This window comes from Stutzerimonas kunmingensis, assembly GCF_900114065.1.
In the GTDB taxonomy this organism is placed as follows: domain Bacteria; phylum Pseudomonadota; class Gammaproteobacteria; order Pseudomonadales; family Pseudomonadaceae; genus Stutzerimonas; species Stutzerimonas kunmingensis.
The window spans coordinates 1-26,594 of the sequence record NZ_FORS01000004.1 but is presented as its reverse complement, the minus strand read 5'-3'; the positions used below and the strand labels follow the sequence as shown (position 1 = coordinate 26,594).

The 26,594-nt window shown below is 61.2% G+C and carries 32 protein-coding genes and 2 tRNA genes; 22 read left to right on the top strand and 12 right to left on the bottom strand.

All coding sequences use genetic code 11. The annotated features are described in order from the left end of the window. The first annotated feature begins 54 nt into the window (after positions 1-54). The 13 genes from BM275_RS11105 to BM275_RS11045 all read left to right on the top strand — a co-directional run bounded on the left by BM275_RS11105 (position 55) and on the right by BM275_RS11045 (position 11,854). The gene (locus BM275_RS11105) at positions 55-810 is read left to right on the top strand and encodes a heme ABC transporter permease (RefSeq protein WP_090521208.1); all 756 of its coding nucleotides are present in this window, start codon (positions 55-57) and stop codon (positions 808-810) included. Beyond that, a complete protein-coding gene (gene ccmD, locus BM275_RS11100) occupies positions 807-983 on the top strand; it encodes a heme exporter protein CcmD (RefSeq protein ID WP_014820835.1) in 177 nt (58 codons plus the stop codon). The genes BM275_RS11105 and ccmD overlap by 4 nt, the downstream gene beginning before the upstream one ends. After that, the gene (ccmE, locus tag BM275_RS11095) at positions 980-1,447 is read left to right on the top strand and encodes a cytochrome c maturation protein CcmE (RefSeq protein ID WP_041014444.1); all 468 of its coding nucleotides are present in this window, start codon (positions 980-982) and stop codon (positions 1,445-1,447) included. The genes ccmD and ccmE overlap by 4 nt, the downstream gene beginning before the upstream one ends. Next, complete coding sequence (locus BM275_RS11090; protein WP_023446668.1) at positions 1,444-3,417, top strand: heme lyase CcmF/NrfE family subunit; 1,974 nt, start codon at positions 1,444-1,446, stop codon at positions 3,415-3,417. Before ccmE ends, BM275_RS11090 begins: the two co-directional genes overlap by 4 nt. Before the next feature lies 1 nt (position 3,418). Further along, positions 3,419-3,949: a DsbE family thiol:disulfide interchange protein gene (locus tag BM275_RS11085; RefSeq protein WP_014820832.1), complete on the top strand. Its 531-nt coding sequence runs from the start codon at positions 3,419-3,421 to the stop codon at positions 3,947-3,949. Beyond that, positions 3,946-4,416 (top strand): cytochrome c-type biogenesis protein, encoded by a 471-nt coding sequence (locus BM275_RS11080; protein WP_042926970.1) that lies wholly within the window; start codon positions 3,946-3,948, stop codon positions 4,414-4,416. The genes BM275_RS11085 and BM275_RS11080 overlap by 4 nt, the downstream gene beginning before the upstream one ends. After that, complete coding sequence (gene ccmI, locus BM275_RS11075; RefSeq protein ID WP_044316420.1) at positions 4,413-5,633, top strand: c-type cytochrome biogenesis protein CcmI; 1,221 nt, start codon at positions 4,413-4,415, stop codon at positions 5,631-5,633. Before BM275_RS11080 ends, ccmI begins: the two co-directional genes overlap by 4 nt. Before the next feature lie 17 nt (positions 5,634-5,650). After that, positions 5,651-6,091 carry a hypothetical protein gene (locus BM275_RS22420; RefSeq protein ID WP_041207339.1) on the top strand — a complete coding sequence of 147 codons (441 nt, stop codon included), beginning with the start codon at positions 5,651-5,653 and terminating at the stop codon, positions 6,089-6,091. A 150-nt stretch (positions 6,092-6,241) separates the two neighbouring features. Then, positions 6,242-6,538 (top strand): flagellar protein FliT, encoded by a 297-nt coding sequence (fliT, locus tag BM275_RS11065; protein WP_090521207.1) that lies wholly within the window; start codon positions 6,242-6,244, stop codon positions 6,536-6,538. Positions 6,539-6,911: 373 nt separating this feature from the next. Continuing rightward, the gene (locus BM275_RS11060; protein ID WP_042926965.1) at positions 6,912-8,381 is read left to right on the top strand and encodes a sigma-54 dependent transcriptional regulator; all 1,470 of its coding nucleotides are present in this window, start codon (positions 6,912-6,914) and stop codon (positions 8,379-8,381) included. 170 nt (positions 8,382-8,551) lie between these two features. Continuing rightward, positions 8,552-9,739 (top strand): sensor histidine kinase, encoded by a 1,188-nt coding sequence (locus BM275_RS11055; RefSeq protein WP_090521206.1) that lies wholly within the window; start codon positions 8,552-8,554, stop codon positions 9,737-9,739. A 5-nt stretch (positions 9,740-9,744) separates the two neighbouring features. Further along, positions 9,745-11,133, top strand: coding sequence for a sigma-54-dependent transcriptional regulator (locus tag BM275_RS11050; protein ID WP_090521205.1), 1,389 nt, complete (start codon positions 9,745-9,747; stop codon positions 11,131-11,133). Between the two features lie 61 nt (positions 11,134-11,194). Continuing rightward, a complete protein-coding gene (locus tag BM275_RS11045; RefSeq protein ID WP_090521204.1) occupies positions 11,195-11,854 on the top strand; it encodes a thiopurine S-methyltransferase in 660 nt (219 codons plus the stop codon). 25 nt (positions 11,855-11,879) lie between these two features. Here the strand turns inward: BM275_RS11045 and BM275_RS11040 are convergent, their stop codons facing one another. The 4 genes from BM275_RS11040 to BM275_RS11025 form a co-directional block, all read right to left on the bottom strand. Next, positions 11,880-12,524, bottom strand: coding sequence for a DUF2959 domain-containing protein (locus BM275_RS11040; protein WP_041014433.1), 645 nt, complete (start codon positions 12,522-12,524; stop codon positions 11,880-11,882). An 81-nt stretch (positions 12,525-12,605) separates the two neighbouring features. Further along, on the bottom strand, positions 12,606-13,478 hold the full coding sequence (gene htpX / locus BM275_RS11035) for a protease HtpX (protein WP_003299548.1): 873 nt from the start codon (positions 13,476-13,478) through the stop codon (positions 12,606-12,608). 88 nt (positions 13,479-13,566) lie between these two features. Beyond that, on the bottom strand, positions 13,567-14,037 hold the full coding sequence (locus BM275_RS11030) for a hypothetical protein (RefSeq protein ID WP_090521203.1): 471 nt from the start codon (positions 14,035-14,037) through the stop codon (positions 13,567-13,569). 3 nt (positions 14,038-14,040) lie between these two features. Beyond that, a complete protein-coding gene (locus BM275_RS11025; protein ID WP_041014431.1) occupies positions 14,041-15,252 on the bottom strand; it encodes a pyridoxal phosphate-dependent aminotransferase in 1,212 nt (403 codons plus the stop codon). A gap of 190 nt (positions 15,253-15,442) precedes the next feature. Between BM275_RS11025 and msrB the strand changes: the two genes are divergently transcribed. From msrB to BM275_RS11010, 3 genes are all read left to right on the top strand, one after another. Continuing rightward, positions 15,443-15,841: a peptide-methionine (R)-S-oxide reductase MsrB gene (gene msrB / locus BM275_RS11020; RefSeq protein ID WP_041014430.1), complete on the top strand. Its 399-nt coding sequence runs from the start codon at positions 15,443-15,445 to the stop codon at positions 15,839-15,841. A gap of 26 nt (positions 15,842-15,867) precedes the next feature. Continuing rightward, positions 15,868-16,350 carry a glutathione peroxidase gene (locus tag BM275_RS11015; protein WP_090521202.1) on the top strand — a complete coding sequence of 161 codons (483 nt, stop codon included), beginning with the start codon at positions 15,868-15,870 and terminating at the stop codon, positions 16,348-16,350. Between the two features lie 120 nt (positions 16,351-16,470). Beyond that, positions 16,471-17,361: an ATP-binding protein gene (locus BM275_RS11010; protein WP_090521201.1), complete on the top strand. Its 891-nt coding sequence runs from the start codon at positions 16,471-16,473 to the stop codon at positions 17,359-17,361. Positions 17,362-17,428: 67 nt separating this feature from the next. Here the strand turns inward: BM275_RS11010 and BM275_RS11005 are convergent, their stop codons facing one another. After that, complete coding sequence (locus BM275_RS11005; protein WP_090521200.1) at positions 17,429-18,106, bottom strand: glutathione S-transferase family protein; 678 nt, start codon at positions 18,104-18,106, stop codon at positions 17,429-17,431. Positions 18,107-18,142: 36 nt separating this feature from the next. Beyond that, positions 18,143-18,898: a hypothetical protein gene (locus BM275_RS11000; protein WP_090521199.1), complete on the bottom strand. Its 756-nt coding sequence runs from the start codon at positions 18,896-18,898 to the stop codon at positions 18,143-18,145. A 229-nt stretch (positions 18,899-19,127) separates the two neighbouring features. Between BM275_RS11000 and BM275_RS10995 the strand changes: the two genes are divergently transcribed. Then, a tRNA-Glu gene (locus BM275_RS10995) sits at positions 19,128-19,203 on the top strand. Positions 19,204-19,220: 17 nt separating this feature from the next. After that, positions 19,221-19,296 (top strand) — tRNA-Gly (locus BM275_RS10990). Positions 19,297-19,519: 223 nt separating this feature from the next. Here the strand turns inward: BM275_RS10990 and BM275_RS10985 are convergent. Then, a complete protein-coding gene (locus BM275_RS10985; protein ID WP_014820817.1) occupies positions 19,520-19,810 on the bottom strand; it encodes a metal-sensing transcriptional repressor in 291 nt (96 codons plus the stop codon). A 183-nt stretch (positions 19,811-19,993) separates the two neighbouring features. Between BM275_RS10985 and BM275_RS10980 the strand changes: the two genes are divergently transcribed. The 4 genes from BM275_RS10980 to BM275_RS10965 are packed head-to-tail and all read left to right on the top strand — an operon-like array spanning position 19,994 to position 21,378. Beyond that, on the top strand, positions 19,994-20,311 hold the full coding sequence (locus BM275_RS10980; protein ID WP_003299535.1) for an ArsR/SmtB family transcription factor: 318 nt from the start codon (positions 19,994-19,996) through the stop codon (positions 20,309-20,311). Continuing rightward, positions 20,308-20,742, top strand: a complete 435-nt coding sequence (locus tag BM275_RS10975; protein ID WP_090521198.1) for a YeeE/YedE family protein — start codon at positions 20,308-20,310, stop codon at positions 20,740-20,742. The genes BM275_RS10980 and BM275_RS10975 overlap by 4 nt, the downstream gene beginning before the upstream one ends. A gap of 2 nt (positions 20,743-20,744) precedes the next feature. Then, positions 20,745-21,164, top strand: a complete 420-nt coding sequence (locus BM275_RS10970; RefSeq protein WP_090521197.1) for a YeeE/YedE family protein — start codon at positions 20,745-20,747, stop codon at positions 21,162-21,164. Between the two features lie 13 nt (positions 21,165-21,177). Continuing rightward, positions 21,178-21,378, top strand: coding sequence for a YgaP family membrane protein (locus BM275_RS10965; protein ID WP_045665527.1), 201 nt, complete (start codon positions 21,178-21,180; stop codon positions 21,376-21,378). Positions 21,379-21,449: 71 nt separating this feature from the next. On the opposite strand, the gene BM275_RS10960 is transcribed toward BM275_RS10965, so the two are convergent. The 5 genes from BM275_RS10960 to BM275_RS10940 are packed head-to-tail and all read right to left on the bottom strand — an operon-like array spanning position 21,450 to position 26,527. Continuing rightward, on the bottom strand, positions 21,450-21,830 hold the full coding sequence (locus BM275_RS10960; protein ID WP_090521195.1) for a rhodanese-like domain-containing protein: 381 nt from the start codon (positions 21,828-21,830) through the stop codon (positions 21,450-21,452). Next, positions 21,827-23,605 carry a SulP family inorganic anion transporter gene (locus BM275_RS10955; RefSeq protein WP_090521193.1) on the bottom strand — a complete coding sequence of 593 codons (1,779 nt, stop codon included), beginning with the start codon at positions 23,603-23,605 and terminating at the stop codon, positions 21,827-21,829. Before BM275_RS10955 ends, BM275_RS10960 begins: the two co-directional genes overlap by 4 nt. Beyond that, positions 23,602-25,332 (bottom strand): bifunctional protein tyrosine phosphatase family protein/NAD(P)/FAD-dependent oxidoreductase, encoded by a 1,731-nt coding sequence (locus BM275_RS10950; protein WP_090521191.1) that lies wholly within the window; start codon positions 25,330-25,332, stop codon positions 23,602-23,604. Before BM275_RS10950 ends, BM275_RS10955 begins: the two co-directional genes overlap by 4 nt. Before the next feature lie 32 nt (positions 25,333-25,364). Then, positions 25,365-26,228, bottom strand: coding sequence for an IS3 family transposase (locus BM275_RS10945; protein ID WP_043220498.1), 864 nt, complete (start codon positions 26,226-26,228; stop codon positions 25,365-25,367). Further along, entirely contained in the window at positions 26,225-26,527 is a 303-nt protein-coding gene (locus BM275_RS10940; protein ID WP_042922387.1) for a transposase, read from the bottom strand. Before BM275_RS10940 ends, BM275_RS10945 begins: the two co-directional genes overlap by 4 nt. Positions 26,528-26,594: the final 67 nt, after the last annotated feature.

Here is a 26,594-nt window from a genome sequence, read left to right as displayed (position 1 = left end):
TAACGAATCTCGGGGCCTGCATTTGCAAGGTCCCGCTGGACGACGAGTCATCCGATGAACTGGACATGGTTTCACAAGCTGGGCTCACCCAAATGGTTCTACGAGATCAGCGGCCGCTGGCTGCCCTGGCTTGCCTGGGCAGCCGTGCTGCTGGTCAGCGTCGGTATGGTCTGGGGTCTGGCGTTCGCGCCTGAGGATTACCAGCAGGGCAACAGCTTCCGGATCATCTATATCCACGTGCCGGCTGCGTTTCTCGCTCAGTCGATCTACGTGATGCTCGCCGTGGCGGGGGTGGTCGGGCTCGTCTGGAAGATGAAGCTGGCCGATGTGGCTCTGCAGCAGGCTGCCCCCATCGGTGCCTGGATGACCTTCATCGCCCTGTTGACCGGCGCGGTCTGGGGCAAGCCAACCTGGGGTGCCTGGTGGGTATGGGACGCGCGGCTGACCTCGATGCTCATCCTGCTGTTTCTGTACTTCGGCATCATTGCGCTCGGACAGGCGATCAGCAATCGTGACAGCGCGGCCAAGGCGTGCGCTGTGCTGGCCATCGTCGGAGTGGTGAACATCCCGATCATCAAGTATTCGGTGGAGTGGTGGAACACGCTGCACCAGCCGGCAACGTTCACCGTCACCGAAAAACCGGCGATGCCAGCGGAAATGTGGCTGCCGCTCCTGGTGATGGTGATCGGCTTCTACTGCTTCTTCACCGTGGTGCTGCTGATGCGCATGCGCCTGGAAGTGCTGCGTCGCGAATCGCGCGCCAGCTGGGTGAAGAATGAGGTCAAGGCCCTGGTAGGAAACAACTCGTGAACTTTTCATCCTTCGCGGATTTCATCGCCATGGGCAATCATGGCGTGTACGTCTGGACGTCCTATGGCATCAGCCTGGCTGTCCTGATTCTCAACGTCGCGCTGCCAGCCTTGGCACGCCGGCGTTACCTGCAAGATGAGGCGCGTCGTTTGCGCCGGGAGGAGTCGAAGTGAATCCGGTGCGCAAGAAGCGTCTTTTCATCGTCCTGGCGATCCTCGCCGGTGTCGGTATCGCCGTGGCGCTGGCGTTGTCCGCTCTGCAGCAGAACATCAACCTGTTCTACACGCCGACCCAGATCGCAGCGGGGGAGGCTCCTGAGGGCACCCGGATTCGAGCAGGCGGCCTGGTCGAAGAGGGTTCGGTGAAGCGTACCAACGACTCACTCAGCGTCGCCTTCCGTGTCACTGATGGCGCCCAGGCGATCACTATCACTTACCAGGGAATTCTCCCGGACCTGTTCCGCGAAGGGCAGGGTATCGTCGCGCTGGGTCGGGTCAATTCCGAGGGCGTTCTGGTTGCCGACGAAGTGCTGGCCAAGCATGACGAAAACTACATGCCGCCCGAAGTAACTCAGGCGCTGGAGAAGAGCGGCATGATGAAGCACTACGAGGGCGGTAAGCAGGAGTACGCGAAATGATTCCCGAGCTCGGCCATCTGGCGATGATTCTGGCGCTGTGCCTGGCAGTGGTCCAGGCCACGCTGCCGCTGATCGGTGCTTGGCGCGGTGACCGACAGTGGATGGGCCTGGCCCAACCAGCCGCCTGGGGTCAGTTCGCCTTTCTCGGTTTCTCCTTCGCCTGCCTGACCTACGCCTTCATGGTCGACGATTTCTCCGTTGCCTACGTCGCCCACAACTCCAACAGTGCCTTGCCCTGGTACTACAAGTTCAGCGCAGTCTGGGGTGCTCACGAAGGCTCCTTGCTGCTGTGGGCCTTCATCCTGGCCGGCTGGACCTTTGCCGTGGCGATCTTCTCCCGCCAGCTACCGGAAGACATGCTGGCGCGCGTGCTCGGCGTCATGGGTTTGATCAGCATCGGTTTCCTGCTCTTTCTTATCGTCACCTCGAACCCCTTCGAGCGGCTGCTGCCGCAGGTTCCAATGGATGGACGCGACCTCAATCCACTGCTGCAGGATTTCGGTTTGATCGTCCACCCGCCCATGCTTTACATGGGGTACGTGGGTTTCTCGGTGGCGTTCGCCTTTGCGATCGCCGCGTTGCTGGGGGGGCGCCTTGACGCGGCCTGGGCGCGCTGGTCGCGTCCTTGGACGCTCGTCGCCTGGGCCTTCCTCGGCCTGGGCATCGCCCTTGGCTCCTGGTGGGCCTATTACGAGCTCGGCTGGGGCGGCTGGTGGTTCTGGGATCCGGTGGAAAACGCCTCCTTCATGCCCTGGCTGGTCGGTACGGCGCTGATTCACTCGTTGGCAGTGACCGAGAAGCGCGGCGTGTTCAAGAGTTGGACCGTGTTGCTGGCAATCGCGGCGTTCTCGCTGAGCCTGCTTGGGACCTTCCTGGTCCGTTCCGGCGTGCTGACGTCGGTGCATGCGTTTGCTACCGATCCCGAGCGTGGCGTGTTCATTCTGATCTTTCTGCTGATGGTGGTAGGCGGCTCGCTGACGCTGTTTGCCATGCGCGCGCCTGTGGTCAAGAGCCAGGTCGGGTTCGGCCTGTGGTCGCGCGAGACTCTGCTGCTAGTCAATAACCTGCTGTTGGTCGTCGCCACGGCGATGATTCTCCTCGGCACGCTCTATCCGCTGCTGCTGGACGCATTGTCCGGTGCCAAGCTTTCCGTCGGCCCACCGTACTTCAATGCGATGTTCGTTCCGCTGATTGGCGCGCTGATGCTGACGTTGGGTGTCGGAATCCTGGTGCGCTGGAAGGACACTCCGCTGAAGTGGTTGCTCGGCATGCTCACACCAGTGCTGATCACTAGCGTAGTGCTTGGTGGCCTGGGCTCGTTGCTGTTCGGTGACTTCAACTGGGCGGTACTTGCGGTGTCCTTGCTGGCGGCCTGGGTGGTGATCGCTGGCGTCCGTGATCTGCTGGACAAGACGCGCCACAAGGGTTTGTTCAAGGGCATGCGCAGCCTCGCGCCAAGCTACTGGGGCATGCATCTGGCGCACCTCGGGCTGGCGGTCTGTGCCATTGGCGTGGTACTCACCAGCCACCAAAGTGCGGAGCGCGATCTGCGCCTGGCTCCTGGGGAGTCGCTGTCGCTTGGCGGCTATGAGTTCGTCTTCGAAGGCGCGGTGCATCACGAAGGACCGAACTTCACGTCGGACAAGGCGACCATTCGCGTGCTCGACGGCGACAAGCAGATCGCCACGCTGCACCCGGAAAAGCGCCTGTACACCGTGCAGCAGATGCCGATGACCGAGGCGGGTATCGATGCGGGCTTCACCCGCGACCTTTATGTCGCGCTGGGTGAGCCGCTGGGTGATGGGGCGTGGGCCGTGCGTGTTCACATCAAGCCCTTCGTTCGCTGGATCTGGCTCGGAGCGCTGATGATGGGGCTCGGCGGTGTGCTGGCGGCGAGTGATCGTCGTTATCGAGTCAAGGTGAAGACCCGCGTGCGCGAAGCGCTGGGCATGGCCGCACAAGGAGCCTGATGTGAAACGATTGCTGATGTTGCTGCCGCTGGTGATTTTCCTGGTGGTTGCAGTGTTCCTTTATCGCGGCCTGTTCCTCGATCCTTCCGAGCTGCCTTCGGCGCTGATCGGCAAGCCACTCCCGGCGTTCTCGCTGCCGTCGGTGGAAGACGAGCAGCGCGTCATCACCGCCGAGGACCTCAAGGGCAAGCCGGCGCTGGTCAACGTGTGGGCGACCTGGTGTGTCGCCTGCAAGGTCGAGCACCCAGTGCTGAACCGTCTTGCAGCTCAGGGTGTGGTGATTCATGGAGTCAACTACAAGGACGACAACGCCGCGGCGTTGAAGTGGCTCAACGAGTTCCACGATCCTTATCAGCTGAACATCCGCGACGAACGCGGCAGTCTTGGGCTGGATCTGGGAGTCTATGGCGCTCCTGAAACCTTCCTCATCGACAAGCAGGGCATCATCCGCCACAAGTTCGTCGGCGTGATCGACGATCGGGTCTGGCGAGAACAGCTGGCAGCGCTCTATCAGGAGCTGGTGGACGAATGAAACGACTGATCCGCGGTGCGCTGCTTGGTCTGTTCCTGGTCACGACCGCCCAGGCAGCAATCGATACCTATGAATTCAGGGACGAAGCCGAGCGTGAGCGCTACCGCACCCTAACCGAAGAGCTGCGCTGTCCGAAGTGCCAGAACCAGAACATCGCCGATTCCAACGCGCCGATCGCCATGGACCTGCGCCAGGAAATCTTCCGCATGCTGGAAGAGGGCCAAAGCAATGACCAGATCGTCGACTATCTCGTCGATCGCTACGGCGATTTCGTTCGTTACAAGCCGCCGGTAAACGCGAAAACCATGCTGCTCTGGTATGGGCCGGTTGGTTTGCTGGTCCTCGGCTTCGGCGTGCTGACCGTGATTCTGGTGCGTCGTCGCCGGGTCGAAAAGGCACCTGCATCAACCCTTTCCGAGACCGAGCGCGAACGTCTCGCCCAGCTTCTGGATAAAAAAGACTCATGATCGATTTCTGGATAGCCGCCGGCGCCTTGCTGCTGGTGGCATTGGCCTTTTTGTTGTTACCCATCCTGCGTGGCCGTCGAGCCCAGGCCGAAGAAGATCGTACGGCGCTGAACGTTGCCTTGTATGAAGAGCGCCTTGCCGAGTTGACCTCTCAGCACTCTGCCGGAACCTTGACCGCCGAGCAGTTGGAGGCTGGGCGAGCAGATGCTGCACGCGAGCTGTTGGAGGACACCGAGAATAGCGACAAGCCGCGAATCGCCAAGCTTGGTCGCAGCGTTCCGCTGATTGCGGCGGTTCTGGTGCCCCTGATGGGCTACGGGCTTTATATGTATTGGGGCGCCAGCGACAAAGTTCAGATGGCTCGACAGTTTTCGGAGCAGCCTCGCACAGTCGAAGAAATGACCGCTCATCTGGAGCAGGCCGTACAGGAGCAGCCGGATTCTGCCGAAGCCTGGTACTTCCTGGGTCGTACTTATATGAACCAGGAGCGTCCAGCCGACGCAGCCAAGGCTTTCGGGCGCGTGGTGGAAATTGCGGGCCGTCAGCCCGAGCTGCTCGGTCAGCTGGCGCAGGCGCTCTATTTCGCTGGTGACCGTCAGTGGTCCGATAAGCTTCAAGCCCTTACTGACGAAGCGCTGCAGGGCGATCCGCAGGAAGTGACCAGTCTCGGCCTGCTTGGCATCGCGGCATTCGAGGAAGCGCGTTATCCGGATGCAGTGCGCTTCTGGGAGCAACTGGTTGCGGCGCTTCCCGAAGAAGATCCTTCGCGCGAAGCGATCCGTGGCGGCATCGAGCGGGCGCGGCAGCAGATCGAGGGGGGCAGCTCCACCACCGAACAGGCCTCAGCGGCAAGCGAGAAGGCTGATAACGCAGGGGCCACGCTGCAGATTCAGGTTGCGCTGGACCCGAAGGTGGCGGAATCGGTTTCGCCGCAGGATACGGTTTTCGTATTCGCTCGCGCAGTAGCGGGGCCACCCGTTCCGCTGGCAGCAAAACGCCTGACGATTGCCGATCTGCCTGCAACCGTCACGCTTGGCGATGCCGATGCGATGGTGCCTTCGATGAAGATATCCAGCGTCGAGCAGGTCACGGTAATGGCGCGGGTCTCCCGTTCCGGCGACGCAACAAAAGGTGAGTGGATGGGTCAAAGCGAAGCGCTTGATACTGCGAGCGATAACGCCATTGATCTGGTGATCGACCGCGCCGAGGCTCCCTGAACACCCATGAGGTAGAGATGCACACGAATTCGTCAGCACACCCGCTTAGGCTTGCGCGGTTCGGCCCGCGGGTCGTACTGCTCGGATTGACATTGGCGCTCGGCGCTTGCGCAGGTAATCCCTACGGTTCCGCGCCTCAGGGGCCTGCTCCAAGTCCGGTGCCGCGTGCGCCCGAGCCCAGTGGGCCGGTTATCTCACCCCCTCCTATCAAGGCGCCACCGGCACCCAGGGCTCCAACTACCCAGAAGAGCCATCCGCGTTATGCGCCACCACCGCACGTGGCTGCGCACTGGGACAATCGTCTTGGGGTCTATGTCGTGGAGGGGCGTGATCTCTTTTACCGGGAGCGCCTGTATTACCGGTGGGATGGCGACTGGTACTGTGCTGGGCGCCCCGATGGCCCGTGGGAGCCGGTCGCGCCGCCCAGTGTTCCGCCGGGTCTTCGTGACCGCTATTGATGTTACTCCTCGGCAGCAGGCGCTAACTTTTTGCGCTTCAGCCTAAAGGCGGCTTGCCTATTGCCGATAAAGGTTCAGCACCGTTGCACTGCAACGTTCCCAGCCGGCTCGGCCTATGCCGTCCATCGGGCTCATGCCCCGGAGTCGATAATGAATGCTTCCGTCAAGCGCCTCGAAGAAACTGGTTCCGCTCTACGCGATGCGCTGACGCAGCAGGACTGGGCCGCAATCAGTATGCTGGATCGCGAGTGCCGTAATGCCGTCGACGAGGCGATGCAGGCACATGAGCGCGACAGCGGCGTGGTTCGTCAGCGGTTGCAGGAGCTTCTTGATCTGTATGGTGAGCTGGTAATGACCTGCCAGATTGAACAGGCACGGGTCGCAAGCGAGCTGCGTCAGCTGAATCAGTCTCAACAGGGTAGCAAGGTTTACCAGCTATTCGCCTAAGCGTGGCCTCAGGCCCGACAGCTTCAAATTCTTCTCAGGATCACTGGGGCTGAATTCTTCCTCAATATTTATCATTACAAAGTATGTGGCATTATGCCGCTACCCTTTTGTTGGCGAGCGGCTAATTGGCGCTTATTGCCTGGTAAATACCTATCTTCGCGGTCATCGTGCACCGAAGTCTTCAAATCGATCTTGAGGCGTCTCTCAAGGTACTGATTTTTGGCTCGTTCTTTGGTCGCTAATTCACGCCATAAATTTGACTCAGTTCATTTTTTCATTAATCTACGTTCCATCTGCCATCAGTGTGATCGCCGTTCTTCCATGGATGCGAGCGCAGGCTTTCTTTCAGCTTCTTTAGAGCCCTATAAACAAGATGTGGCGTGAAACCAAGATTTTGTTGATAGACGATGATCACGACCGCCGGCGCGACCTGGCCGTCATCCTGAACTTTCTCAGCGAGGATCATCTGGCTTGTTCAAGCAGTGAATGGCAGGAGGCGGTCGCCGGCCTCGAGTCCAGCCGTGTTGTCAACGGTGTCATGCTGGGCGACGTGTCCTCCAAGGGCGGCGCTGTCGAACTGATCAAGCAGATGGGCAAATGGGATGAAAATGTCCCGCTGATGCTGATCGGTGAGCCCGCTCCGGCGGACTGGCCGGACGATCTGCGACGCCGAGTGCTGACCAGCCTGGAAATGCCACCCAGCTATAACAAGCTGCTCGACTCCCTGCACCGTGCGCAGGTCTATCGCGAGATGTACGACCAGGCAAAGTCCCGTGGTCGCCAGCGCGAGCCCAATCTTTTCCGCAGCCTGGTCGGCACCAGCCGAGCGGTGCAGCACGTCCGGCAGATGATGGAACAGGTCGCCGACACCGAAGCCAGTGTGCTGATTCTTGGTGAGTCCGGCACCGGCAAGGAAGTGGTTGCGCGAAATCTGCACTATCACTCGAAGCGGCGTCAGGGGCCTTTTGTACCTGTCAATTGCGGAGCGATTCCGGCGGAGTTGCTGGAAAGCGAACTGTTTGGTCACGAGAAGGGCGCCTTTACCGGTGCGATTACTGCTCGCGCGGGTCGTTTCGAGCTTGCCGAGGGCGGCACACTGTTTCTCGATGAGATAGGCGACATGCCGTTGCCGATGCAGGTCAAACTGCTGCGGGTTCTGCAGGAGCGCACCTTCGAGCGTGTTGGCAGCAACCGTACGCAGAATGCCGATGTGCGCATCATCGCGGCGACGCATAAGGACCTTGAGAAAATGATCGAGGAGGGGACCTTCCGCGAGGACCTCTACTATCGTCTGAATGTCTTCCCCATCGAGATGGCGCCGCTACGGGAGCGTGTCGAGGATATCCCGTTGCTGATGAACGAGCTGATCTCGCGCATGGAGCATGAAAAGCGCGGCTCTATACGTTTCAACTCGGCTGCAATCATGTCGCTATGCCGGCACGACTGGCCGGGTAATGTCCGCGAGCTGGCAAACCTGGTAGAGCGCATGGCGATCATGCATCCCTATGGCGTTATCGGGGTAATGGAGCTGCCGAAGAAGTTTCGCCACGTCGACGACGATGACGAGCAGTACGCGACCAGCCTGCATGATGAGATGGAGGAGCGCGCGGCAATAAGTGCGCCAATGGTAGTACCCGAAGCTCAGGCGATGCTGCCGATCGAGGGTCTGGATCTCAAGGAATACCTCGGCAATCTTGAGCAGGGACTTATTCATCAGGCTCTCGAAGATGCTGGTGGCGTGGTGGCTCGGGCAGCCGAGCGGTTGCGGATTCGCCGAACCACGCTGGTCGAGAAAATGCGCAAGTACGGCATGAATCGTCGCGACGACGATATGGGCGACTAGCACGCTGCTAGGCGATTCTAAAAAGTCGTTCAAAAAGGCCACCTGGATCAGGTGGCCTTTTTCATTTGGCATGGTAGTGCCGATGGCGGCCGCCGGGACGTGCTGAGTGCCGGGCACGAAGATTGCTGGTCCCCGTCAACCGACTTTCTTTTGACAGGCGCAAGCGACCCGTGAATTCCGTCACCAAGCCATCCGAAAGTTCATTCGATGCCCCAGACGTGCTGGCGCTGACTCGATCACTGGAGCTCTTTCGTCAGGTATCCGGACAGCTTGGTGAATCCGAGGAGCTGTTGCAGGTACGTGTCGCCGAGCTCAAGGGGCAACTTGCCGAGGCCGGCGAGCTCCGACGACAGGAGCTGGAGGAGAAAGAGCGTCTCGCGCAGCGATTGCAGAGCGTTCTCGACCTGCTGCCAGGTGGCGTCATCGTGATCGATGGGCAGGGTGTGGTGCGCGATGCGAACCCGGTTGCTCTTGAGCTGTTGGGCGAGCCACTCGTGGGGCACCCCTGGCGCGAGGTGATTGGCCGCTGTTTTGCGCCGCGGCGGGACGACGGGCACGAGATATCGCTACGCAATGGTCGCCGCCTATCGATCGCTACGCGCTCGCTTGCCGGGGAACCTGGTCAGCTGGTGCTGCTCACCGACCTTACCGAGACCCGCCGACTCCAGGATCAGCTGGCGCGCCATGAACGGCTGTCGTCGCTAGGGCGCATGGTGGCTTCGCTTGCCCACCAGATTCGCACTCCGCTGTCCACCGCGTTGCTATATGCCAGTCACCTCGAACAGGGTGGCCTGAGCGAACAGCAACAGCAGCGCTTCGCCGGTAGCCTCAAGGCTCGTCTGCACGAACTGGAGCATCAGGTCCGTGACATGCTGATCTTCGCCCGCGGTGATCTGCCGCTGAACGACCGACTGAGTCCGGCTGCGCTGTTGTCGGCGCTGCGTTCGGCCGGCGAGCCACGTCTGCAGGGCGCCAGCGTGCGCTGGCAGTGTGACGTGCAGGGGGTGGAGGTGTTGTGCAATCGCGATACGTTGGTCGGAGCATTGCTCAATCTCATCGAAAATGGGTTACAGGCCAGCTTCGGGGCGCCGCGTCTGAAGGTCCACCTGTATCGCCGCGACGAAACGGTGCGGGTGTGCATAAGCGACTGCGGTAAAGGCATCGACGCCGAAACACTGGGCCGGCTGGGCGAGCCGTTTTTCACCACCCGAACCACGGGAACCGGCCTGGGTCTGGCAGTGGCCAAGGCCGTTGCCCGAGCCCATCAAGGTGACCTGCAGTTGCGCTCGCGGCCAGGCCGCGGAACCTGTGCGCTGATGAGCCTGCCGCTGATTCCCGCCACTCACAAACCGGAGTGACCTGTATGGCCGCCACGATACTTCTCGTCGAAGACGATCACGCCCTGCGCGAAGCCCTGGGCATCACGCTGCAGCTTGGGGGCTACGAGTACCGTGCCGTCGATTGCGCCGAAGCGGCCTTGTGTGCGCTGCAGGAAGAGTCATTCGGCCTGGTCATCAGTGACGTGAACATGCCCGGCATGGATGGCCACGAACTGCTCGCGCTGGTTAGGCAACGCTACCCGCAGGTGCCCGTGCTGCTGATGACCGCCTTTGGCGCGGTAACGAGGGCGGTGGATGCGATGCGCCAGGGCGCTGTCGATTATCTGGTCAAGCCGTTCGAGCCAGGCACATTGCTTGAGCTCTTGGGGCGTCATGTGAACGGCATCGCTGCTACCGAGGCAGAAGGGCCGGTGGCGCTCGAGCCGTCCAGCCAGCAGCTGCTGGCTCTTGCCCGGCGGGTGGCGCAAAGTGACTCCACTGTACTGATCTCCGGTGAGTCAGGCACTGGCAAAGAGGTGCTGGCGCGCTATATCCACCAGCAGTCACCGAGGCACGGCAAGCCATTTATCGCCATCAATTGCGCTGCCATTCCGGACAACATGCTCGAAGCAACCCTGTTCGGGCATGAGAAGGGCGCTTTCACCGGCGCGATTGCCAGTCAGCCTGGCAAGTTCGAGCAGGCCGACGGCGGTACTTTACTGCTCGACGAGATATCCGAGATGCCGTTGGGGTTGCAGGCGAAACTGCTACGTGTGCTGCAGGAGCGAGAGGTCGAGCGGGTCGGTGGGCGGAAGCCTATCGCTCTGGATATTCGTGTGCTCGCCACCACCAACCGTGATCTCGCTGGCGAGGTAGCGGCGGGTCGCTTCCGTGAGGACCTCTATTACCGTCTTTCGGTCTTCCCACTGGCGTGGTCGCCGCTGAGGCAGCGCCCGGCCGATATTCTGCCGCTGGCCGAACGCCTGTTGGTCAGCCACGCCAGGAAGATGCGCCAGGCGCCTGCGCGGCTTTCGGCCGAGGCGCAGCGCTGCCTGGTGGCGCACGCGTGGCCGGGCAACGTGCGCGAACTGGACAACGCGATACAGCGAGCGTTGATTCTTCAGCAGAGCGGCGTGATCCAGCCGCAGGATCTGTGCCTGGCGGGTGTGGGCGGTGTCACCAGCTTGCCTGTCGCCAGCAGCGCGGCACAACCGTGCGAGGGCGCTGCAGGGGAGGCGGGGGCCTGTTCGGGACTGGGGGATGATCTGCGCCGCCGCGAGTTCCAGTTGATCATCGATACCCTGCGTGCCGAACGTGGACGGCGCAAGGAGACGGCTGATCGCCTGGGCATCAGTGCGCGCACCCTGCGTTACAAGCTGGCGCAGATGCGCGACGCCGGGATGGATGTCGAGGCATCGCTCTACGCGGGCTGAGCGCGCTCCCCTCAACCTCGCTCTGATAAGCTGCTGCCATCCTCATTATGGAGATTTCCAGGTGCACAAAGACTTCTGGCAGGAGCGCTGGGCTCGCAACGAGATTGGTTTCCACCTTGACGATGTTCATCCCGGCATGCGTCGCCACTGGCCGCGACTGGCGTTGCCTGATGGTGCGACGGTGCTGGTGCCGTTGTGCGGCAAGAGTCTGGATCTGGCCTGGCTGGCTGGGCAAGGGTTCAATGTCGTGGGGGTGGAGCTGAGTGAGAAGGCTGTAGAAGCATTTTTTTCCGAGCAGCAGCTCGAAGCTGAAATTTCCCAGTGTGGGCCGTTCAAGGTCTATCGCTCCGATACCCTGGAGATCCGTTGCGGCGACTTTTTCGCGCTCAGTGCGGCCGATGTCCTCGGGTGCCAGGCGGTCTATGATCGCGCCGCCTTGATCGCATTGCCGCACGCGATGCGTCAGCGGTACGCGGCACTGATGTCGAGCATCCTCCCGGCCGGCTGTCAGCAGCTTCTGGTTACGCTGGATTATGACCAGGCAGAGATGGAAGGCCCGCCCTTCGCGGTGGGTACGAGCGAGGTGCGCGACCTGTACGCCGCTGAGTGGAGCGTGGAACTGCTGGAAGCCAAGGAAGTGCTGGAGCGTAATCCGCGGATGCGCGAGCGCGGTCTGACGCGGCTCGAGGAGCACTTCCATTGGCTGCAACGGCGGGTCTGACCCGCCGCTTGTAATGCTGCAGCGATCAGCCGTCGGCCTGTAAGCGGCGGATGAACGTGTCGGCCTCGTCGATGGCGCGCTGCATGTCAGCCATCAGCTGGTCGACGTTGCCCTGCAGCGTGCGGTATTCCCCGTGCAAGGCGCTTATCGCGCGAGCATTGAGGTTGTGCTTGAGAAACAGCACCTGATCGCGCAGAACGCTGAGCACCGGGTCGATGCGTTTCTCCGCCGCTTTCATCCGCTGGATCAGCGTTCGGTATTCGGCGCGGGTGCGGTTGAGTTCTTTGGCGCTGGCGGCTTTCAGGCTGGCGTTGCTGTATTGTTTGAGTTCGCTTTCCCATTCCCTGAACAGCGCGTCGGCCACGTCTTCGACCGCTTCGATGCGGGCGCGGACGTCACGCGCACTCGCTACGCTGGCTTCGTACTCTTCGTTGAGTGCGTCGTAACGCTTCTCCAGATCGCCGCCCTTGACCTCGACGACGCTGCGATAGCGCTCCAAAGCATCCTTGAACTGCTGTTTGGCTTCCTGCTGCGCGTCACGCGACTCCTCCACACGATCGACCAGGATATCGCGCTTATGGATACCGGCCTTCTCCATCGCTGAATAGTAGGCACTCTGACAGCCGCCGAGCGCGAGCAGCGCGAAGCAGGCGAATATGAAACGACGCATGGCGATTCCTTGTATGCGGGTTGAGTCTGCATAGACAAAAGAAAAGGGCGACTTGCGTCGCCCCTGTTGCGTTCAGTGCAATTAGCCGCGCTGGCGCAGCGCTTCGATGCGGTCTTCCAGTGGCGGGTGGGTCATGAACAGCCCGGCGAGGCCATGCTTCAGCGAACCGTTGATGCCGAATGCCTTGAGCGTGTCGGGCATGTGAACCGGCATGCCCTGTTCGGCACGCAGGCGCTGCAGGGCGCCAATCATGGCGCTGGTGCCGGCCAGTTGGGCACCGGCCTCGTCGGCACGGTACTCGCGTTTGCGCGAGAACCACATGACGATAATGCTGGCGAGCAGGCCCAGTACCAGTTCGGCAAAGATCGTCGCGACGAAGTAGCCGATGCCGTGGCCGTCCTCGTTTTTCAGGATCGCCTTGTCGACGAAGTTGCCGAAGATACGTGCGAAGAACATGACGAATGTGTTTACCACACCCTGGATCAGCGCCAGGGTCACCATGTCGCCGTTGGCCACGTGGCCGATCTCGTGGGCAAGCACCGCTTTCACCTCATCCGGCGAGAAGCGCTCGAGCAGCCCCTGGCTGACCGCCACCAGTGCGTCGTTGCGGTTCCAGCCGGTGGCAAAGGCGTTGGCCTCGTAGGCCGGGAAAATGCCGACTTCGGGCATCTTGATGCCGGCGTCGCGCGACAGTTGCTCGACTGTCTGCAGCAGCCACTGCTCGTGACGGGTGCGCGGCTGGCTGATGATCTCCGTACGCGTACTCATCTTCGCCATCCATTTGGATATGAAAAGCGAAATGAGCGAGCCCGCGAAGCCGAAAACCGCACAGAAGACCAGCAGGCTGCCGTAGTTCTGGCCGGTATAGCGATCGACCCCGAGCAGCTTCAGGGTGATGCTGGCGATGACCAGTACCGCAAGGTTGGTGGCCAGGAACAAGAAAATGCGCATCATGTTGCGGCAGACTCCAGGGTAGGAATTGAAGAACGATAGGCTATATAAGGTGCGCCCTTGAGCTATTCAACCGGGCGACTATTTCAAGCTATGTCGCTTGCCCATGGAGGCTGGGATGCAGTGGCGCGCCGGACTGGCTTTCGAACATCAATCGGGCTAGCTGAGCGATGCGCTCGCTGTTCGCGCGCTTCAATGCCTCGCGAAGCTGATGGGCGAGGCTGGCCTGAATGCGCAGCACGCTGGGAGGGAGGCTGAGGTCGTCGGCGACCTGTCCAGGCACCGCTCGTGACAGGCGCACGAAGCCTTTTTCGGTAAGCACCGCCTGGTCCAGCGCCTGGAAATGAATGGTGCTCTCGTAACGCAGATAGCCCTCCTCGGCGAGCCAGAGCAGGGCACCCAGGCAGCTCTGGTGGCGTTTGGAGGGAAGGCCGAACTCATCCGGCTCTTCCCGGCCGATCAGATCTTCTACATACAGCGAGACCTTGCGTGGGAAGGCCTGATAGAGCATCAGCAGGCCGCCCGCCGCATCCTTGTAGAAATCGTCGATCTGCAGGTCCATCGCTTACTGGTGGTAGGTCTTGAGGAAGTTGCCGATGCGGCCAATGGCCTGCTCCAGATCGTCGACGCGGGGCAGGGTGACCACGCGGAAATGATCCGGCCATGGCCAGTTGAATGCAGTGCCTTGAACGATCAGCAGCTTCTCGGAAAGCAGCAGGTCAAGCACGAACTTCTCGTCGTTGTGGATCGGGCAGATCTTAGGGTCAATGCGCGGGAACGCATACAGCGCGCCCATGGGTTTGACGCAGCTGATGCCCGGGATGTCGTTGAGCAGCTCCCAGGTACGGTTACGCTGCTCGAGCAGGCGGCCCGGCGGTAATACCAGGTCATTGATGCTCTGGTAGCCGCCCAGTGCAGTCTGAATCGCATGCTGCGACGGTACGTTGGCGCACAGGCGCATGTTGGCGAGGATATCCAGGCCTTCGATGTAGCTCTGCGCCTTGTGCTTCGGCCCGGAAATCGCCACCCAGCCCGAACGGAAGCCGGCAACCCGGTAGGATTTGGACAGCCCGTTGAAGGTCAGGCAGAGCACGTCCGGCGCCAGCGAGGCGGTGGAGATGTGTACGGCGTCGTCGTAGAGGATCTTGTCGTAGATTTCGTCGGAGAACAGAACGAGCTTGTGCTGGCGCGCCAGCTCGACCATGCCTTCGAGCACTTCCTTGGGGTAGACCGCGCCCGTGGGATTGTTCGGGTTGATCAGCACCAATGCCTTGGTGTTAGACGTGATCTTGGCCTTGATATCGGCCAGGTCCGGCCACCAGTTGGCCTGCTCGTCGCAAAGGTAGTGCACCGGCTTGCCGCCGGCCAGGCTCACCGCAGCGGTCCATAGCGGGTAATCCGGGGCAGGGATCAGCACTTCATCGCCATTGTTCAGCAATGCCTGCATGGACATGACGATCAGCTCGGACACACCGTTGCCGAGGTAGATGTCTTCGATGCCGACGCCTTCAACCTGCTTCTGCTGGTAGTACTGCATGATCGCCTTGCGGGCGCTGAACAGGCCTTTGGAGTCGCTGTAGCCCTGGGCAGTGGGCAGGTTGCGGATCACGTCCTGGAGGATTTCCTCCGGTGCTTCGAAACCGAACGGCGCCGGGTTGCCGATGTTCAGCTTGAGGATGCGATGGCCTTCCTCTTCCAGGCGTTTGGCGTGCTTGAGCACGGGCCCGCGGATGTCGTAACAGACATTGGCAAGCTTGTTCGATTTGCTGACCTGCATGATCCTGAGTGTCCCGAAGTGAAAACGCGCCAGTTCCGGAAATGGCTGGCCGCGCTTGGCATGAACCCGGGCGCCTTGGCAGTCGGAAACCCCGCTGCCAGACTAGGCGTCGAAGAGGGACGCATGATACGTGCGCCCCGACCACCGGAAAAGGTACAGATCGGCCTTTTTTGAGCTGAGGAGTGTATCGATGGACAAGCTGGAAAAACCGCTCGACGTCTGGCGCGAGGAACTCTCCGATGAGCAGTTCCAGATCTGCCGGCTGGGCGCCACCGAGCGTCCCTTCACGGGTAAGTACAACGACACGAAGACACTTGGCATCTACCATTGCGCCTGCTGCGACACGCCACTGTTCGATGCGGATGCTAAGTTCGATTCCGGCTGCGGCTGGCCCAGCTATTTCCAGCCGGTCAGTGATACCGCTATCGCCAGCCTGGATGATTTCAGTCACGGTATGCACCGGATCGAGGTCAGGTGCGCACGCTGCGATGCACACCTCGGTCATGTTTTTCCCGATGGCCCGCAGCCGACCGGGTTGCGCTACTGCATCAATTCCGCCTCTCTCAACCTGAAACCGCGCGAAGCCTGAGCATCGTCGGTTGCAAGGAGCCTCGCATGCACGACCCTTTGCTGGACATTCCCTGCGTCACCATCGAGGGCGAGCAGAAGAGGCTCGCGGATTTCGATGCAAAGGTGCTGCTGGTGGTCAATACGGCCAGTCAGTGTGGTTTCACCCCGCAATACAAGGGGCTGGAAGCGTTGTGGCAGCGTTACGGCGAGCGCGGATTAGTGGTGCTCGGATTTCCCTGTAATCAGTTTGGTCGTCAGGAACCGGATGGTGAGCAGGAAATTGCGGCTTTCTGCGAGCGTCGCTTTGGCGTCTCCTTCCCGCTGTTTGCCAAGGTCGAAGTGAACGGTGGAGATGCTCATCCGCTGTTCATTGAATTGAAGAAGCGCGCGCCAGGTCTGCTGGGTAGCAAGGCGATCAAGTGGAATTTCACCAAGTTTCTTGTAGCCGACGAGGGCAAGACGGTGAGACGTTTTTCCTCTCGCACCACGCCGGAGGCAATGGCCGCGGAAATCGAAACATTGCTTTGACTGCTGCTTGAGTGAGGTTGCGTTTCGCCTGCCTGATTGCCTGATTGCCTGATTGCCTGATTGCCTGATTGTCTGTTGTCGGGTCGGGTCCAGTCGGGCCTTTTCGTCTCTGGAGTCATCATGGATGTCGAGTTGAAAGCCTTCCTGCTGCGTGCCGAGGGACTGCTGGCGCGTATCGAGCCGCTGCTACCTGCCCAGCCACCGGTCATCGATTGGGATCGTACCTTTGCGGCGCGCTGGCAGCGTGATGCTCGCAGCGGCTTTCTGGCACCGCTGGAAGTCAGTCTGGATCTGAGTCTGGCTGATTTGATCGGCATTGATCGCCAGCGCGATTTGCTGTCCGCCAACACGCGCCAGTTCGTCGATGGATTGCCGGCCAACCACGTGCTGTTGTGGGGCGCCCGTGGCACCGGCAAGTCGTCGCTGATTCGCGCGTTGCTGGCCGAATACGCCGCGGACGGGCTGCGTCTGATCGAAATCGAGCGTGACCATCTGGCGGACCTGCCACGCGTTGTCGAACTGTTGGCCGGGTTACGACAGGCGTTCGTCCTGTTCTGTGACGATCTCTCGTTCGAGGCGGGAGAGGGCGACTATCGCGTGCTCAAGAGTGTGCTGGATGGCTCGCTGGAGCGCGCGCCGGAGAACGTGCTGTTGTACGCCACGTCCAATCGCCGGCACCTGGTCCCGGAACGTCAGAGTGACAACGAGAACTGGCAGATGGTCGACGGCGAACTGCACCCGAACGAAGCGGTGGAAGACAAGATCGCGTTGTCCGACCGCTTCGGTTTGTGGCTGTCGTTCTACCCCTTTACCCAGCAGCACTACCTCAGTGTGGTACGCCACTGGATCGATTCGTTGGCGCGGCGGGCCAGCCTCGATTGGGAGTGGAGCGAAGCCCTGGAGAAGGATGCGATTCGTTGGGCAACCGGGCGCGGCAACCGCAACGGTCGCTGCGCCTACCAGTACGCTCGGCAGTGGGTGGGAAAGCGTCTGCTCGAAGCGCGAGGCTGAACGTATCTGCTGAGATAACGCGTCAAGGCGGCCTGCTGCGTGACCTCACCGTGGGCGTGATCGGAACTCAGGCGGTAGCGGCCTTGCCCATTTCCTTGAGCTTGGCGTTCATGCGCTGCTCGTCCGGCAGGATGCCCGCGACCGATGGCAGTGCCAGCATGCGTGCATGATGTGCGGCCAGGCCTGGCCAGCGTTGTGCATCGAGTTGCTCACCACCGTGACCCATGTTGATGAGTTGGCAGGCGACGGCGATGTCGGCCATCGAAAGTTGGTTGTCGACAAAGAACTCCTGCTGGCCGAGTTGCTGCTCCATATAATCGAAGTGCGGCGGCAGCTTCTGCTGCAGCGCGGCCTGCACCGCCTCTTCATTGCAGGCTTGACCGGCGGTCGGCTTGAGGATGCGGTTGCGGAAAACGGTAAAGGTGGTCAGTGGCGCCAACTCGTAGTCGGCGTACTTTTCCAGCCAGCGGACCCGCCCGCGTTCCTGCGCGTTGCTAGCGTAAAGGGCCGGCGTATCGGGATAGGCCTCGTCGAGGTACTGGCAGATCACGCTGGAGTCGGCGAGTGTGCAGTCGCCGTCCTTGAGTGCCGGGATGCGCCCGAGCGGATTGATGGCCAGGTACCACTGCGGAGGGGTGAAGGGCATGACCGTCTCCAGCTGATACTCGAGCCCCTTCTGCCTGAGGCACAGTCGCACCTTGCGCACAAACGGGGAGAGGGGGACGCCATACACGGTCAAGGTCATGGAATTTCTCCGTAGCAGATCAGGGCTGATGAGCTATCAATAGACGTTGTTTTTCTTCCAGAGATCTTCGTCATCGAAGGCCTTCATGCCTTCGGCGAGCTCATTGGGCTCGTCTGTCTTGGGCACCTCGTTTTTCAACACCAGAGCTTCGGCATGTGCGAGGAGGGCTTCCAGCTGTTTGAGCTGGCTCTGGTAAGGCGCCGGTGCAGGTTGGCGGCGAATATGCTGAATGCCTCGTTCGAACGCCAGGCGTGCGCGTTGCGGCTGGTTCTGTTGCAGCGCAAGCTTGCCCAGGCCAGTAAAGAACTCGACGTGCAGGATAGCCAGCATGCGTTGGATGTCCTGCACCCAGCGTTTGGCTTCGGCTTGATCGAGCAGCCCGTCCTTGGTGGCGCGAACGATCTGGGCGTGGAGATCCTCGAGCATGAAGCGGCTTTCCTTGGCCTGTGCTTCGGTCACGATCTGCCGCGGAGCATTGCGCACCTCGATCGCTTCGCCCTTGGCCAGCTCGGCCTGCAGCGCCTGCATTCGCGCGCTCAGTTTGTCATTGCCCTTGTCCACCGGCCGCAAGCGTTCGCTCAGCGCAAGTTCGAGGCGGGTCAGCAATAGCTTGAGCGCGGGTGTCATCATCTGTCCCGGGAGTCCTTCGGACAGGTCCGCGCAGCGGCGGCAGCGGTCAGTGAGGTCAGCCCGTTTGCGGGCCTTTTCCAGATTGCCTTTTTCGACAATCTGAATGGTGTAGACGATGCCGACCAGCAGGAACACACCGACCAGGATCAACCCAGTGATCATTAATGGAGACACTTGACTGCACCTCTCGAGCCGCTGGTTTTTCGCTTGAGTGTAGTGGCTTGATGATGTGGCCGATAGCTCTGCGTGCTGCCCGGATATGGCCTTCAAATTTTTTTTAAAACTATGCTTGACGACTCCCGAGGGCCTCCATAGAATGCGCGCCACTTGCAGCGTGAAGCACCAAACAGAGCGCGGCAAGCCGGAATGAAGCTTGTGGTTTCCGGGCAACGTCCCCTTCGTCTAGTGGCCTAGGACACCGCCCTTTCACGGCGGTAACAGGGGTTCGAGTCCCCTAGGGGACGCCATATTTGTTGTAGACAACGCGGGAATAGCTCAGTTGGTAGAGCACGACCTTGCCAAGGTCGGGGTCGCGAGTTCGAGTCTCGTTTCCCGCTCCAAATTCTCTTCGGTGGCCTTTTCAAGGTGATCGAAGAAAGAAAAAAGCGACCTCAGGGTCGCTTTTTTCGTTTCAGTCGATCCCTTTCAGATCTCAGCTCTTGCTGATCTTTATGCCCAGCGCCTGCGTGGCTTGCCATGCGCTGGCGCCGTCCGCTACCTCAGGCCAGCCTACTGCATCGCGCGGCGGGCTGCCGGAGGAGGCTCAAGGCGGGTGGCGTTCCCTCAGGTGTATTTGGTGAAGATGCTGCGCACCCGTTCCAGGGTCTCGCCTGTATCTTGCGTCTGGTCGTGCAGCGCCTCTTCGATCAGGCAGGTCAGCATCAGTCGGTAGGCTTTGTCCAGCGCGCTACGAGCAGCGGAAAACTGCTGAGCGATGGCTTCGCAATCTTCGCCTCGCTTGATCATTGCCTGGATGCCGCGCACCTGCCCCTCGACTCTCGCTAAACGTTTCAGCATGGCCTGCTGCTGGGCCTGCATCTCTGCGGATTCCACGGGGAGGGTCTGGTCATTCATGCGGCTACCTCGACATGACTGGATGGAGAGCCTGCGAAGATTCCGATTAGGGGCGCGGCTCATATACGGGTAGGGGCATGCTAGCGACGCCGCCGCTGGCGGCCAACTTCTTTCGGTCAGGGCTTGCCAAACAATATATAAAAAAATATATTGTCATCATCTTAAGTGTTTGATCGCTGACCTATGACTGCCGATCTGGATATCGAGCAACTGCGCGCCAATGCGGCGTCCGCGGGGGCTTTGCTGAAGGCTTTGGCCAACCCTGACCGCCTGTTGCTGCTTTGCCAGTTGTCGCTGGGCGAGCGCAACGTCTCCGAGCTGGAACAGCTGCTGGGCATTCAGCAGCCGACGCTGTCGCAGCAGCTCGCCGTATTGCGCCGGGAGGGGCTTGTTGCAACGCGCCGCGAAGGTAAGCAGGTCTACTACCGGATCAGCAGCGCTGAAGCATTGGCGGTGATCACGACGCTTTATCAGCTGTTCTGTGAAGGGGGCAAGCAATGACCATCGACTGGATCAACTTCACACCCTGGACGGCGTTGGCTGGTGGTGTCCTCATCGGTGCCGCGGCCAGCTTGTTCGTCCTGCTCAATGGCCGAATCGCCGGGATCAGCGGGCTGCTTGCCAGCCTGCTGGAAACGGCGGACGAGGGGCGAAGCGAAAAACTGTTGTTTCTGCTCGGCATCCTGCTCGCGCCGCTCCTGTGGATGCTGTTTGCCACCCTGCCAGCGATGGAGTTTCAGTCCGGCTGGATCGGTCTGCTGGTGGCCGGGATGTTGGTCGGCGTCGGTACTCGCTACGGCTCCGGTTGCACCAGTGGGCATGGGGTCTGCGGGATCTCGCGACTGTCACCTCGCTCCATCTTGGCTACCGTGGCATTCATGGTCGCCGGCTTCGCCACGGTCTATGTACTACGTCATCTGTTGGGGGGCTGAGCATGCGCAAGTTGACTTCGTTTGCTGCTGGTCTGCTATTCGGGCTGGGGCTGCTGCTTTCCGGAATGGCTAACCCGGCCAAGGTCATCGGTTTCCTCGATCTGGTGGGCGCCTGGGATCCCTCGTTGGCGCTGGTGATGATCGGTGCCATCGCTACGGCGCTGGTGCCTTTCACCTGGGCCAGGAAACACGAGCGCTCTTTACTCGATGCGCCGATGCAGCTGCCGACCAAGCGCGAGCTGGATGGTCGGCTGATCGGTGGCAGCCTGCTGTTCGGGGTGGGCTGGGGAATTGCCGGCATCTGTCCGGGCCCGGCCGTTGCCATGCTGCTCGGCGGGCACTGGCAGGTCGTGCTTTTCGTTCTCGCCATGCTTGGCGGAATGCTGTTGTTCTCTGCGCTGGAACGCCGGCGCGCTTGCTGACCGGGAGGTCTTTATGAAAGCCAACGTTGGAACCATTGATCGGGCACTACGCATCGTTGTCGGCTTGGTGCTTATCGGTCTGAGCCTGGGCGGCGTGATCGGCGCCTGGGGCTGGATCGGTCTGTTGCCGCTGGCGACTGGCATCTTCCGTTTCTGCCCAGCGTATACGCTGCTCGGTATCAAGACTTGCAAGGCGTGCGATTCCAAGTCCTGAAGTCTGCGAAGCTCCACAGCAAAAAGGCCGACATCGATGTCGGCCTTTTTCGTCAGCGCGCTGCTATCCGGCTATTCGAAACTGAGCAGGCTCGGCTTCACAACGGGCTTGTTCGCGCCGAGCCAGGCGTCGAACCCGCCGGCGATCGACTGGACATGCAGGTAGCCCATGTCCTGCAGCGCTGCTGCGGACAGTGCGGCGCGACCGCTGGTCTTGCAATAGAGCACGATGTTAATGTCGCGCGCGGCGAGTTCCGGTGTGCCGCTGAGCTTGAACTCCAGCAGCCCCCGCGGAATGTTGAGGGCGCCGGCGATATGGCCCTCACGAAACTCATCCGCCTCGCGCACGTCGATCAGCACGTCCGCTGCCTGGATCGCGGCGTCGGCATCCGCGACTGCGACTTCCTGTATGTGGGCCCGGGCCAGTTCGACGAGGTCATGTGCGTTCTTCATCCTGCGTTCTCCTTGATGTTGCCAAAACATTCACGCTGCCGTTCACGGGCATGGTGGGTGGTGTCCGGGTCCAGTGCGAGCAGCGCTTCGTACTGGCTGATGAAAACCTGACCGCCCAAATGAGCGATGAAATCAGTGTTCCGTAATCGGTCCATGACCGGCCCCTTGACCTCGGAAAGATGGAGCTGGATGCCTGCGGTGTGCAGGCGGGCCGTGATGGCCTCAAGACTCTCCAGGGCGCTGGCGTCGATCAGGTTCACGCCTGGACACATCAGCACCAGGTGCTCGGCCTGCGGATAGCGCCCGATCAGCTCGGCGACGCGGTCTTCGAGGAAGCGCGCATTGGGGAAATACAGGCTCTCGTCGACGCGCACCGAGAGCACCCTCGGGCTCTGTATTACGGCGAAGCGCTCGATGTTGCGAAAATGTTCGCTACCCGGCAGCTGGCCGACCACGGCAATATGCGGCTGGCTGGTGCGCCAGAGAAACAGCAACAGCGATAGGCCGACACCGAGCAGGATGCCGCTCTCCACGCCGATCAGCAGCACACCGAGCATGGTGGCAGCCATGGCCGCGGCGTCCTGTCGGGAGTAGCGCCAGGTGCGGCGCAGGGCGGAGAGGTCCACCAGGCTGAGCACAGCGACAATGATCGTCGCGGCCAGTACCGCGTGTGGCAGATTGCGGAACAGTGGCGTGAACAGCAGCACAGTGAGGCCGATGCCCACTGCGGTCAGCGCACCAGCCAGCGGCGTCTGTGCGCCAGCATCGAAGTTGACCACCGAGCGGGCGAAGCCGCCGGTTACCGGAAAGCCACCACTGAGGGCCGCGGCGACATTGGCGCCGCCAAGCGCGATCAGTTCCTGGTTAGGCTCGATGCGTTCGCGGCGCTTGGCCGCCAGGGTCTGCGCCACGGAAACCGACTCGACGAAGCCGACCAGGCTGATCAGCACCGCCGCAGGCAGCAGTTGCAGTGCTAGCGTCATATCCAGCGTCGGCAGCCTCATGCTGGGTAGGCCGCCAGGCACCGCACCGACTACCCGCACGCCGGCATCGGCGAGCTGAAAGACGCTGACCGCCGCTATCGCCAGCAGCAAGGCAGCGACCGGCCCGATCTTGCTCAGCGTGCCGGCGATATGCGGACTCATACCCAAACGCTGCAGCCAAGTGGAGAGGCGGCTGCGCACAAGGTAGAGAAATAGCAGGCTCGTCGTGCCGACGATGAACGTCGGCAGATGCATTTGCGACAGCGCTCCAAGCAGGCCCCGAACCAGCTCCACGGCGCTTTCACCTCCGGTTGAGATGCCGAGGATGTGCTTGAGCTGGCCGAGAGCGATGAGGATGCCCGAAGCGCTGATGAAGCCGGAAATCACCGGATGGCTGAGGAAATTCGCTAAAAAGCCCAGGCGCAGCATGGCCATGAGCAGCAGCACCGCGCCGGAGAGCAGCGCCAGCAGCATGGCCGCGCCTGCATATTCCGCGCTACCCGGGGCGAACAACGGGCCCAAGGCGGCCGCAGTCATCAGCGATACCACTGCCACCGGGCCGACTGCCAGGGTGCGACTGGTGCCGAACAGGGTATAGGCGATCAGCGGCAGCATGCTGGCGTACAGGCCGGTCACTGGCGGCAGGCCGGCGAGCATGGCGTAGGCGAGGCTCTGTGGGATCAGCATCAGCGTTACGATCAGCGCGGCCAGGCTGTCCTTGGCCGCGGCCGCGCGATCATAGCGCCTGACCCACTCCAATATGGGCATGTAGCGGGCCAAGCGCTGCTTCATCCCTTCTTCTCCTGGGTGAAGTCGCAAGCGTCGGGTGCCTCGGCCGGGCGCGGTTCGAAGTCCAGATGCTTCGGCTCGGCCAGCCATTCATGGCCCTTGAGCATCATCTCGAAGTAGATCGACGGCATCCATTGGGTCTTCAGCTTCCAGGCCAGGCGGCGCGGCACTTTCGGGTCGAGCGGGAACGTCGGCAGCAGCTTTCCGCCATAGCCGAACTCGGCGAGGATCACCTTGCCGTGCTCGACGGTCAGCGGGCAGGAGCCGTAACCATCGTAGATCGCCCGCGGGCCGCTGCCCTTGAGCACACTCAGCACGTTTTCGGCGACCACCGGTGCCTGTTTGCGCACCGCTGCTGCGGTCTTGGCGTTGGGCGCGGAACACACATCGCCGAGGCTGAAGACGTTGCCGAAGCGCGGATGCCGAAGCGTCTCGTGCTCGGCCTCGAACCAGCCGTCGGCGTTGGCCAGGGCGCTGTGGCGAATGAAGTCCGGTGCGTGCTGCGGTGGCACCATGTGCAGCAAATCGAACTCACGCTCCACCGTGGTACTTTGCCCGGCGCTGTCGGTCACCTTGAACCAGGCCTTGCGCGCCGGTCCGTCGACAGCCACCAGATTGTGGTTGAAGTTCAGCCGCGCGCCGTAGCGCTCGACGTACTGCATCAGCGCGGGCACGAAGTCTGCGACGCCGAACAGGACCGCGCCAGCCGAACAGAAGTCGACCTCGATATCCTTCAGCACGCCTTGCTGGCGCCAGTGATCGCAGGACAGGTACATCGCCTTCTGCGGTGCGCCGGCGCACTTGATCGGCATGGGTGGCTGGGTGAATAGCGCCTTGCCGCCGCGCAGGTTCTGCACCAGTTGCCAGGTGTAGGGCGCCAGTTCGAAGGCGTAATTCGAGGTCACGCCGAACTTGCCGAGGCTGTCGCGGGCGCCTTCGATGGCGTCCCAGTCGAGGCTCAGGCCCGGGCAGACCACCAGCGCCCGATAGCCGATGCGGCTGCCGTCTTCGAGCACCACTTGCTGGTGCTCCGGCTCGAAGGCTTCGGCAGCCGCGCGGATCCATTGCGCCTTGGACGGAATGCAGCGACTCATCGCGCGCTCCGTGGCGGCGCGGTCGAACACGCCGGCGCCTACCAGTGTCCAGCCGGGCTGATAGTAGTGCTGTTCACGGGGTTCGATGATTGCGACGCGCAGTTCGGGGTCGCGCTTGAGCAAACTGGCTGTCACGGCGCAGCCGGCTGCGCCGCCGCCAATCACCAGCACGTCGTAGCGCGGCGTGACGGCGAAGTTCGAAGCGCCCGGCAGCGGCAGATCGGTTGTCGACTGCCAGTAACCCTGCATGCGTGGCAGCAGGCCGCTGAGGTCGTAACTGGCTTGCTGAGCTGTCTGCAGCAACACCTGCGGGTCGAGGTGATGGGCCTCGGCCAGTGCCCAGAGCGAGGCCGAGCGTGTCCCGGTGCGACAGAACGCCAGTGCTGGCCCCTTGATCCGCGCCAGTAGCGCTCGGAAGGCCGCGACGTCGGCATCAGTGATCTGCCCGGATACGACCGGTAGATGGTGATACTCGAGGCCGGATGCCTCGGCGGCGGTGCGCATGGCCTCGCTGGACGGCTGGCCTTCGTCCTCGTTGTCCGGGCGGTTGTTGATGACGCAGCGAAATCCGCTGCCGGCCAGCAGCGCCATGTCCGCCGGTTGCAACTGGGCAGCGACGGAGATGAAAGGGGTCAGTCTGAACTGACCCCGATTTCACGGACACCGACCTAAGAGACAGCGTGCAGGCGTTCATACTCGAACGGCGTCATATACGCCAAATACGAATGCCGTCGCTGTCGGTTGTAAAACACTTCGATGTAGTCGAACAAGCTTTGCCGAGCCTCGTCGAAGGTTCGGTATTTCTGATGCCGCACATGCTCGGTTTTGAGCGTATGGAAAAAGCTCTCCATCGCTGCGTTGTCGTGGCAATTACCTTTACGGCTCATGCTCGGCTGGATATCGTTTTGAGCAAGCAGAGCCTGATAACGAGCGGTTCTGTACTGCACGCCCTGATCGGTATGGAGCAGCAGGCCAACAGGCTTGGCACGCCTGCCCAGGCTCATTTCCAGTGCCAGCGTTGCTAGCTCTTGGCTGGGCTTCTTATCCATTGCCCAGCCAACTATCAGCCGAGAGTAGAGATCCATGATCACCGATAGGTACAGCCATCCTTGAGCGGTCGGAATGAACGTAATGTCCGCCACCCAACGCTCGTTTGGTCGATCCGCATAGAAGCGCCTCAGCAGTCGATGCTCAACGATATGTTCAAACGTTCGCCCGCGACCGGCCTGCTGCCAAACCAAGGTCTGCTTTGTCCTGAGACCGGCCTCTCGCTTCAAACGAGCTATGCGATTGAGGCCTGCACTGTTCCCCTGACTAGTTAGCTCTCGGTGAATACGTATCGGCCCATACGTTTGGCGACTATCACGATGAACCGCCTCGATCTGGCCCAGCAAAATACGGTTTGCCTTCGAACGCCGCGACTCTGCTCGATTGCGCCACGCGTAGTACCCGCTTGGCGAAGCGCCAACCGCTCGGCAAAGCCTGCGGATCGGATACTGGGCAGCATGATCACGAATGAAGGCGTACTTCACACGAGGCTCTTGGCGAAGTACGCAGCCGCCTTTTTTAGGATTTCGTTCTCTTCACGTAATCGCTCCATTTCGCGCTTCAGCTGAGCCACTTCGCTTTCTGGCTCAGCCTGGCGGCCAGAGCCCGGGAACGCGTGGCCCTGCTTCTGGTCAAGCTGCTGCTTCCACTTGTAGAGCTGATTGACCCGGATACCTAGCTCACGCGCAAGCTGCGTGCAGGACTTATCCGAGTCGGTCAGCTGACGGACTGCCTCTCGCTTGAATTCGGGGCTGTAGCGTTGGTACTCGCGTTTGTCTGTCATGGGACACCTTCCTATCTGACGGTATAGTCACATTTGAGGTGTCCGTAAAACCGGGGCTAGATCAGTC

Excerpts from the sequence above, each read along its gene's own strand:
- BM275_RS11105 (WP_090521208.1), top strand. The coding sequence starts at position 55 with ATGAACTGGACATGGTTTCACAAGCTGGGCTCACCCAAATGGTTCTAC.
- BM275_RS11090 (WP_023446668.1), top strand. The coding sequence starts at position 1,444 with ATGATTCCCGAGCTCGGCCATCTGGCGATGATTCTGGCGCTGTGCCTG.
- BM275_RS11080 (WP_042926970.1), top strand. The coding sequence starts at position 3,946 with ATGAAACGACTGATCCGCGGTGCGCTGCTTGGTCTGTTCCTGGTCACG.
- ccmI (WP_044316420.1), top strand. The coding sequence starts at position 4,413 with ATGATCGATTTCTGGATAGCCGCCGGCGCCTTGCTGCTGGTGGCATTG.
- BM275_RS22420 (WP_041207339.1), top strand. The coding sequence starts at position 5,651 with ATGCACACGAATTCGTCAGCACACCCGCTTAGGCTTGCGCGGTTCGGC.
- fliT (WP_090521207.1), top strand. The coding sequence starts at position 6,242 with ATGAATGCTTCCGTCAAGCGCCTCGAAGAAACTGGTTCCGCTCTACGC.
- BM275_RS11060 (WP_042926965.1), top strand. The coding sequence starts at position 6,912 with ATGTGGCGTGAAACCAAGATTTTGTTGATAGACGATGATCACGACCGC.
- BM275_RS11050 (WP_090521205.1), top strand. The coding sequence starts at position 9,745 with ATGGCCGCCACGATACTTCTCGTCGAAGACGATCACGCCCTGCGCGAA.
- BM275_RS11040 (WP_041014433.1), bottom strand. The coding sequence starts at position 12,524 with ATGCGTCGTTTCATATTCGCCTGCTTCGCGCTGCTCGCGCTCGGCGGC.
- htpX (WP_003299548.1), bottom strand. The coding sequence starts at position 13,478 with ATGATGCGCATTTTCTTGTTCCTGGCCACCAACCTTGCGGTACTGGTC.
- BM275_RS11030 (WP_090521203.1), bottom strand. The coding sequence starts at position 14,037 with ATGGACCTGCAGATCGACGATTTCTACAAGGATGCGGCGGGCGGCCTG.
- BM275_RS11025 (WP_041014431.1), bottom strand. The coding sequence starts at position 15,252 with ATGCAGGTCAGCAAATCGAACAAGCTTGCCAATGTCTGTTACGACATC.
- msrB (WP_041014430.1), top strand. The coding sequence starts at position 15,443 with ATGGACAAGCTGGAAAAACCGCTCGACGTCTGGCGCGAGGAACTCTCC.
- BM275_RS11015 (WP_090521202.1), top strand. The coding sequence starts at position 15,868 with ATGCACGACCCTTTGCTGGACATTCCCTGCGTCACCATCGAGGGCGAG.
- BM275_RS11010 (WP_090521201.1), top strand. The coding sequence starts at position 16,471 with ATGGATGTCGAGTTGAAAGCCTTCCTGCTGCGTGCCGAGGGACTGCTG.
- BM275_RS11005 (WP_090521200.1), bottom strand. The coding sequence starts at position 18,106 with ATGACCTTGACCGTGTATGGCGTCCCCCTCTCCCCGTTTGTGCGCAAG.
- BM275_RS11000 (WP_090521199.1), bottom strand. The coding sequence starts at position 18,898 with ATGATCACTGGGTTGATCCTGGTCGGTGTGTTCCTGCTGGTCGGCATC.
- BM275_RS10985 (WP_014820817.1), bottom strand. The coding sequence starts at position 19,810 with ATGAATGACCAGACCCTCCCCGTGGAATCCGCAGAGATGCAGGCCCAG.
- BM275_RS10980 (WP_003299535.1), top strand. The coding sequence starts at position 19,994 with ATGACTGCCGATCTGGATATCGAGCAACTGCGCGCCAATGCGGCGTCC.
- BM275_RS10975 (WP_090521198.1), top strand. The coding sequence starts at position 20,308 with ATGACCATCGACTGGATCAACTTCACACCCTGGACGGCGTTGGCTGGT.
- BM275_RS10970 (WP_090521197.1), top strand. The coding sequence starts at position 20,745 with ATGCGCAAGTTGACTTCGTTTGCTGCTGGTCTGCTATTCGGGCTGGGG.
- BM275_RS10965 (WP_045665527.1), top strand. The coding sequence starts at position 21,178 with ATGAAAGCCAACGTTGGAACCATTGATCGGGCACTACGCATCGTTGTC.
- BM275_RS10960 (WP_090521195.1), bottom strand. The coding sequence starts at position 21,830 with ATGAAGAACGCACATGACCTCGTCGAACTGGCCCGGGCCCACATACAG.
- BM275_RS10955 (WP_090521193.1), bottom strand. The coding sequence starts at position 23,605 with ATGAAGCAGCGCTTGGCCCGCTACATGCCCATATTGGAGTGGGTCAGG.
- BM275_RS10940 (WP_042922387.1), bottom strand. The coding sequence starts at position 26,527 with ATGACAGACAAACGCGAGTACCAACGCTACAGCCCCGAATTCAAGCGA.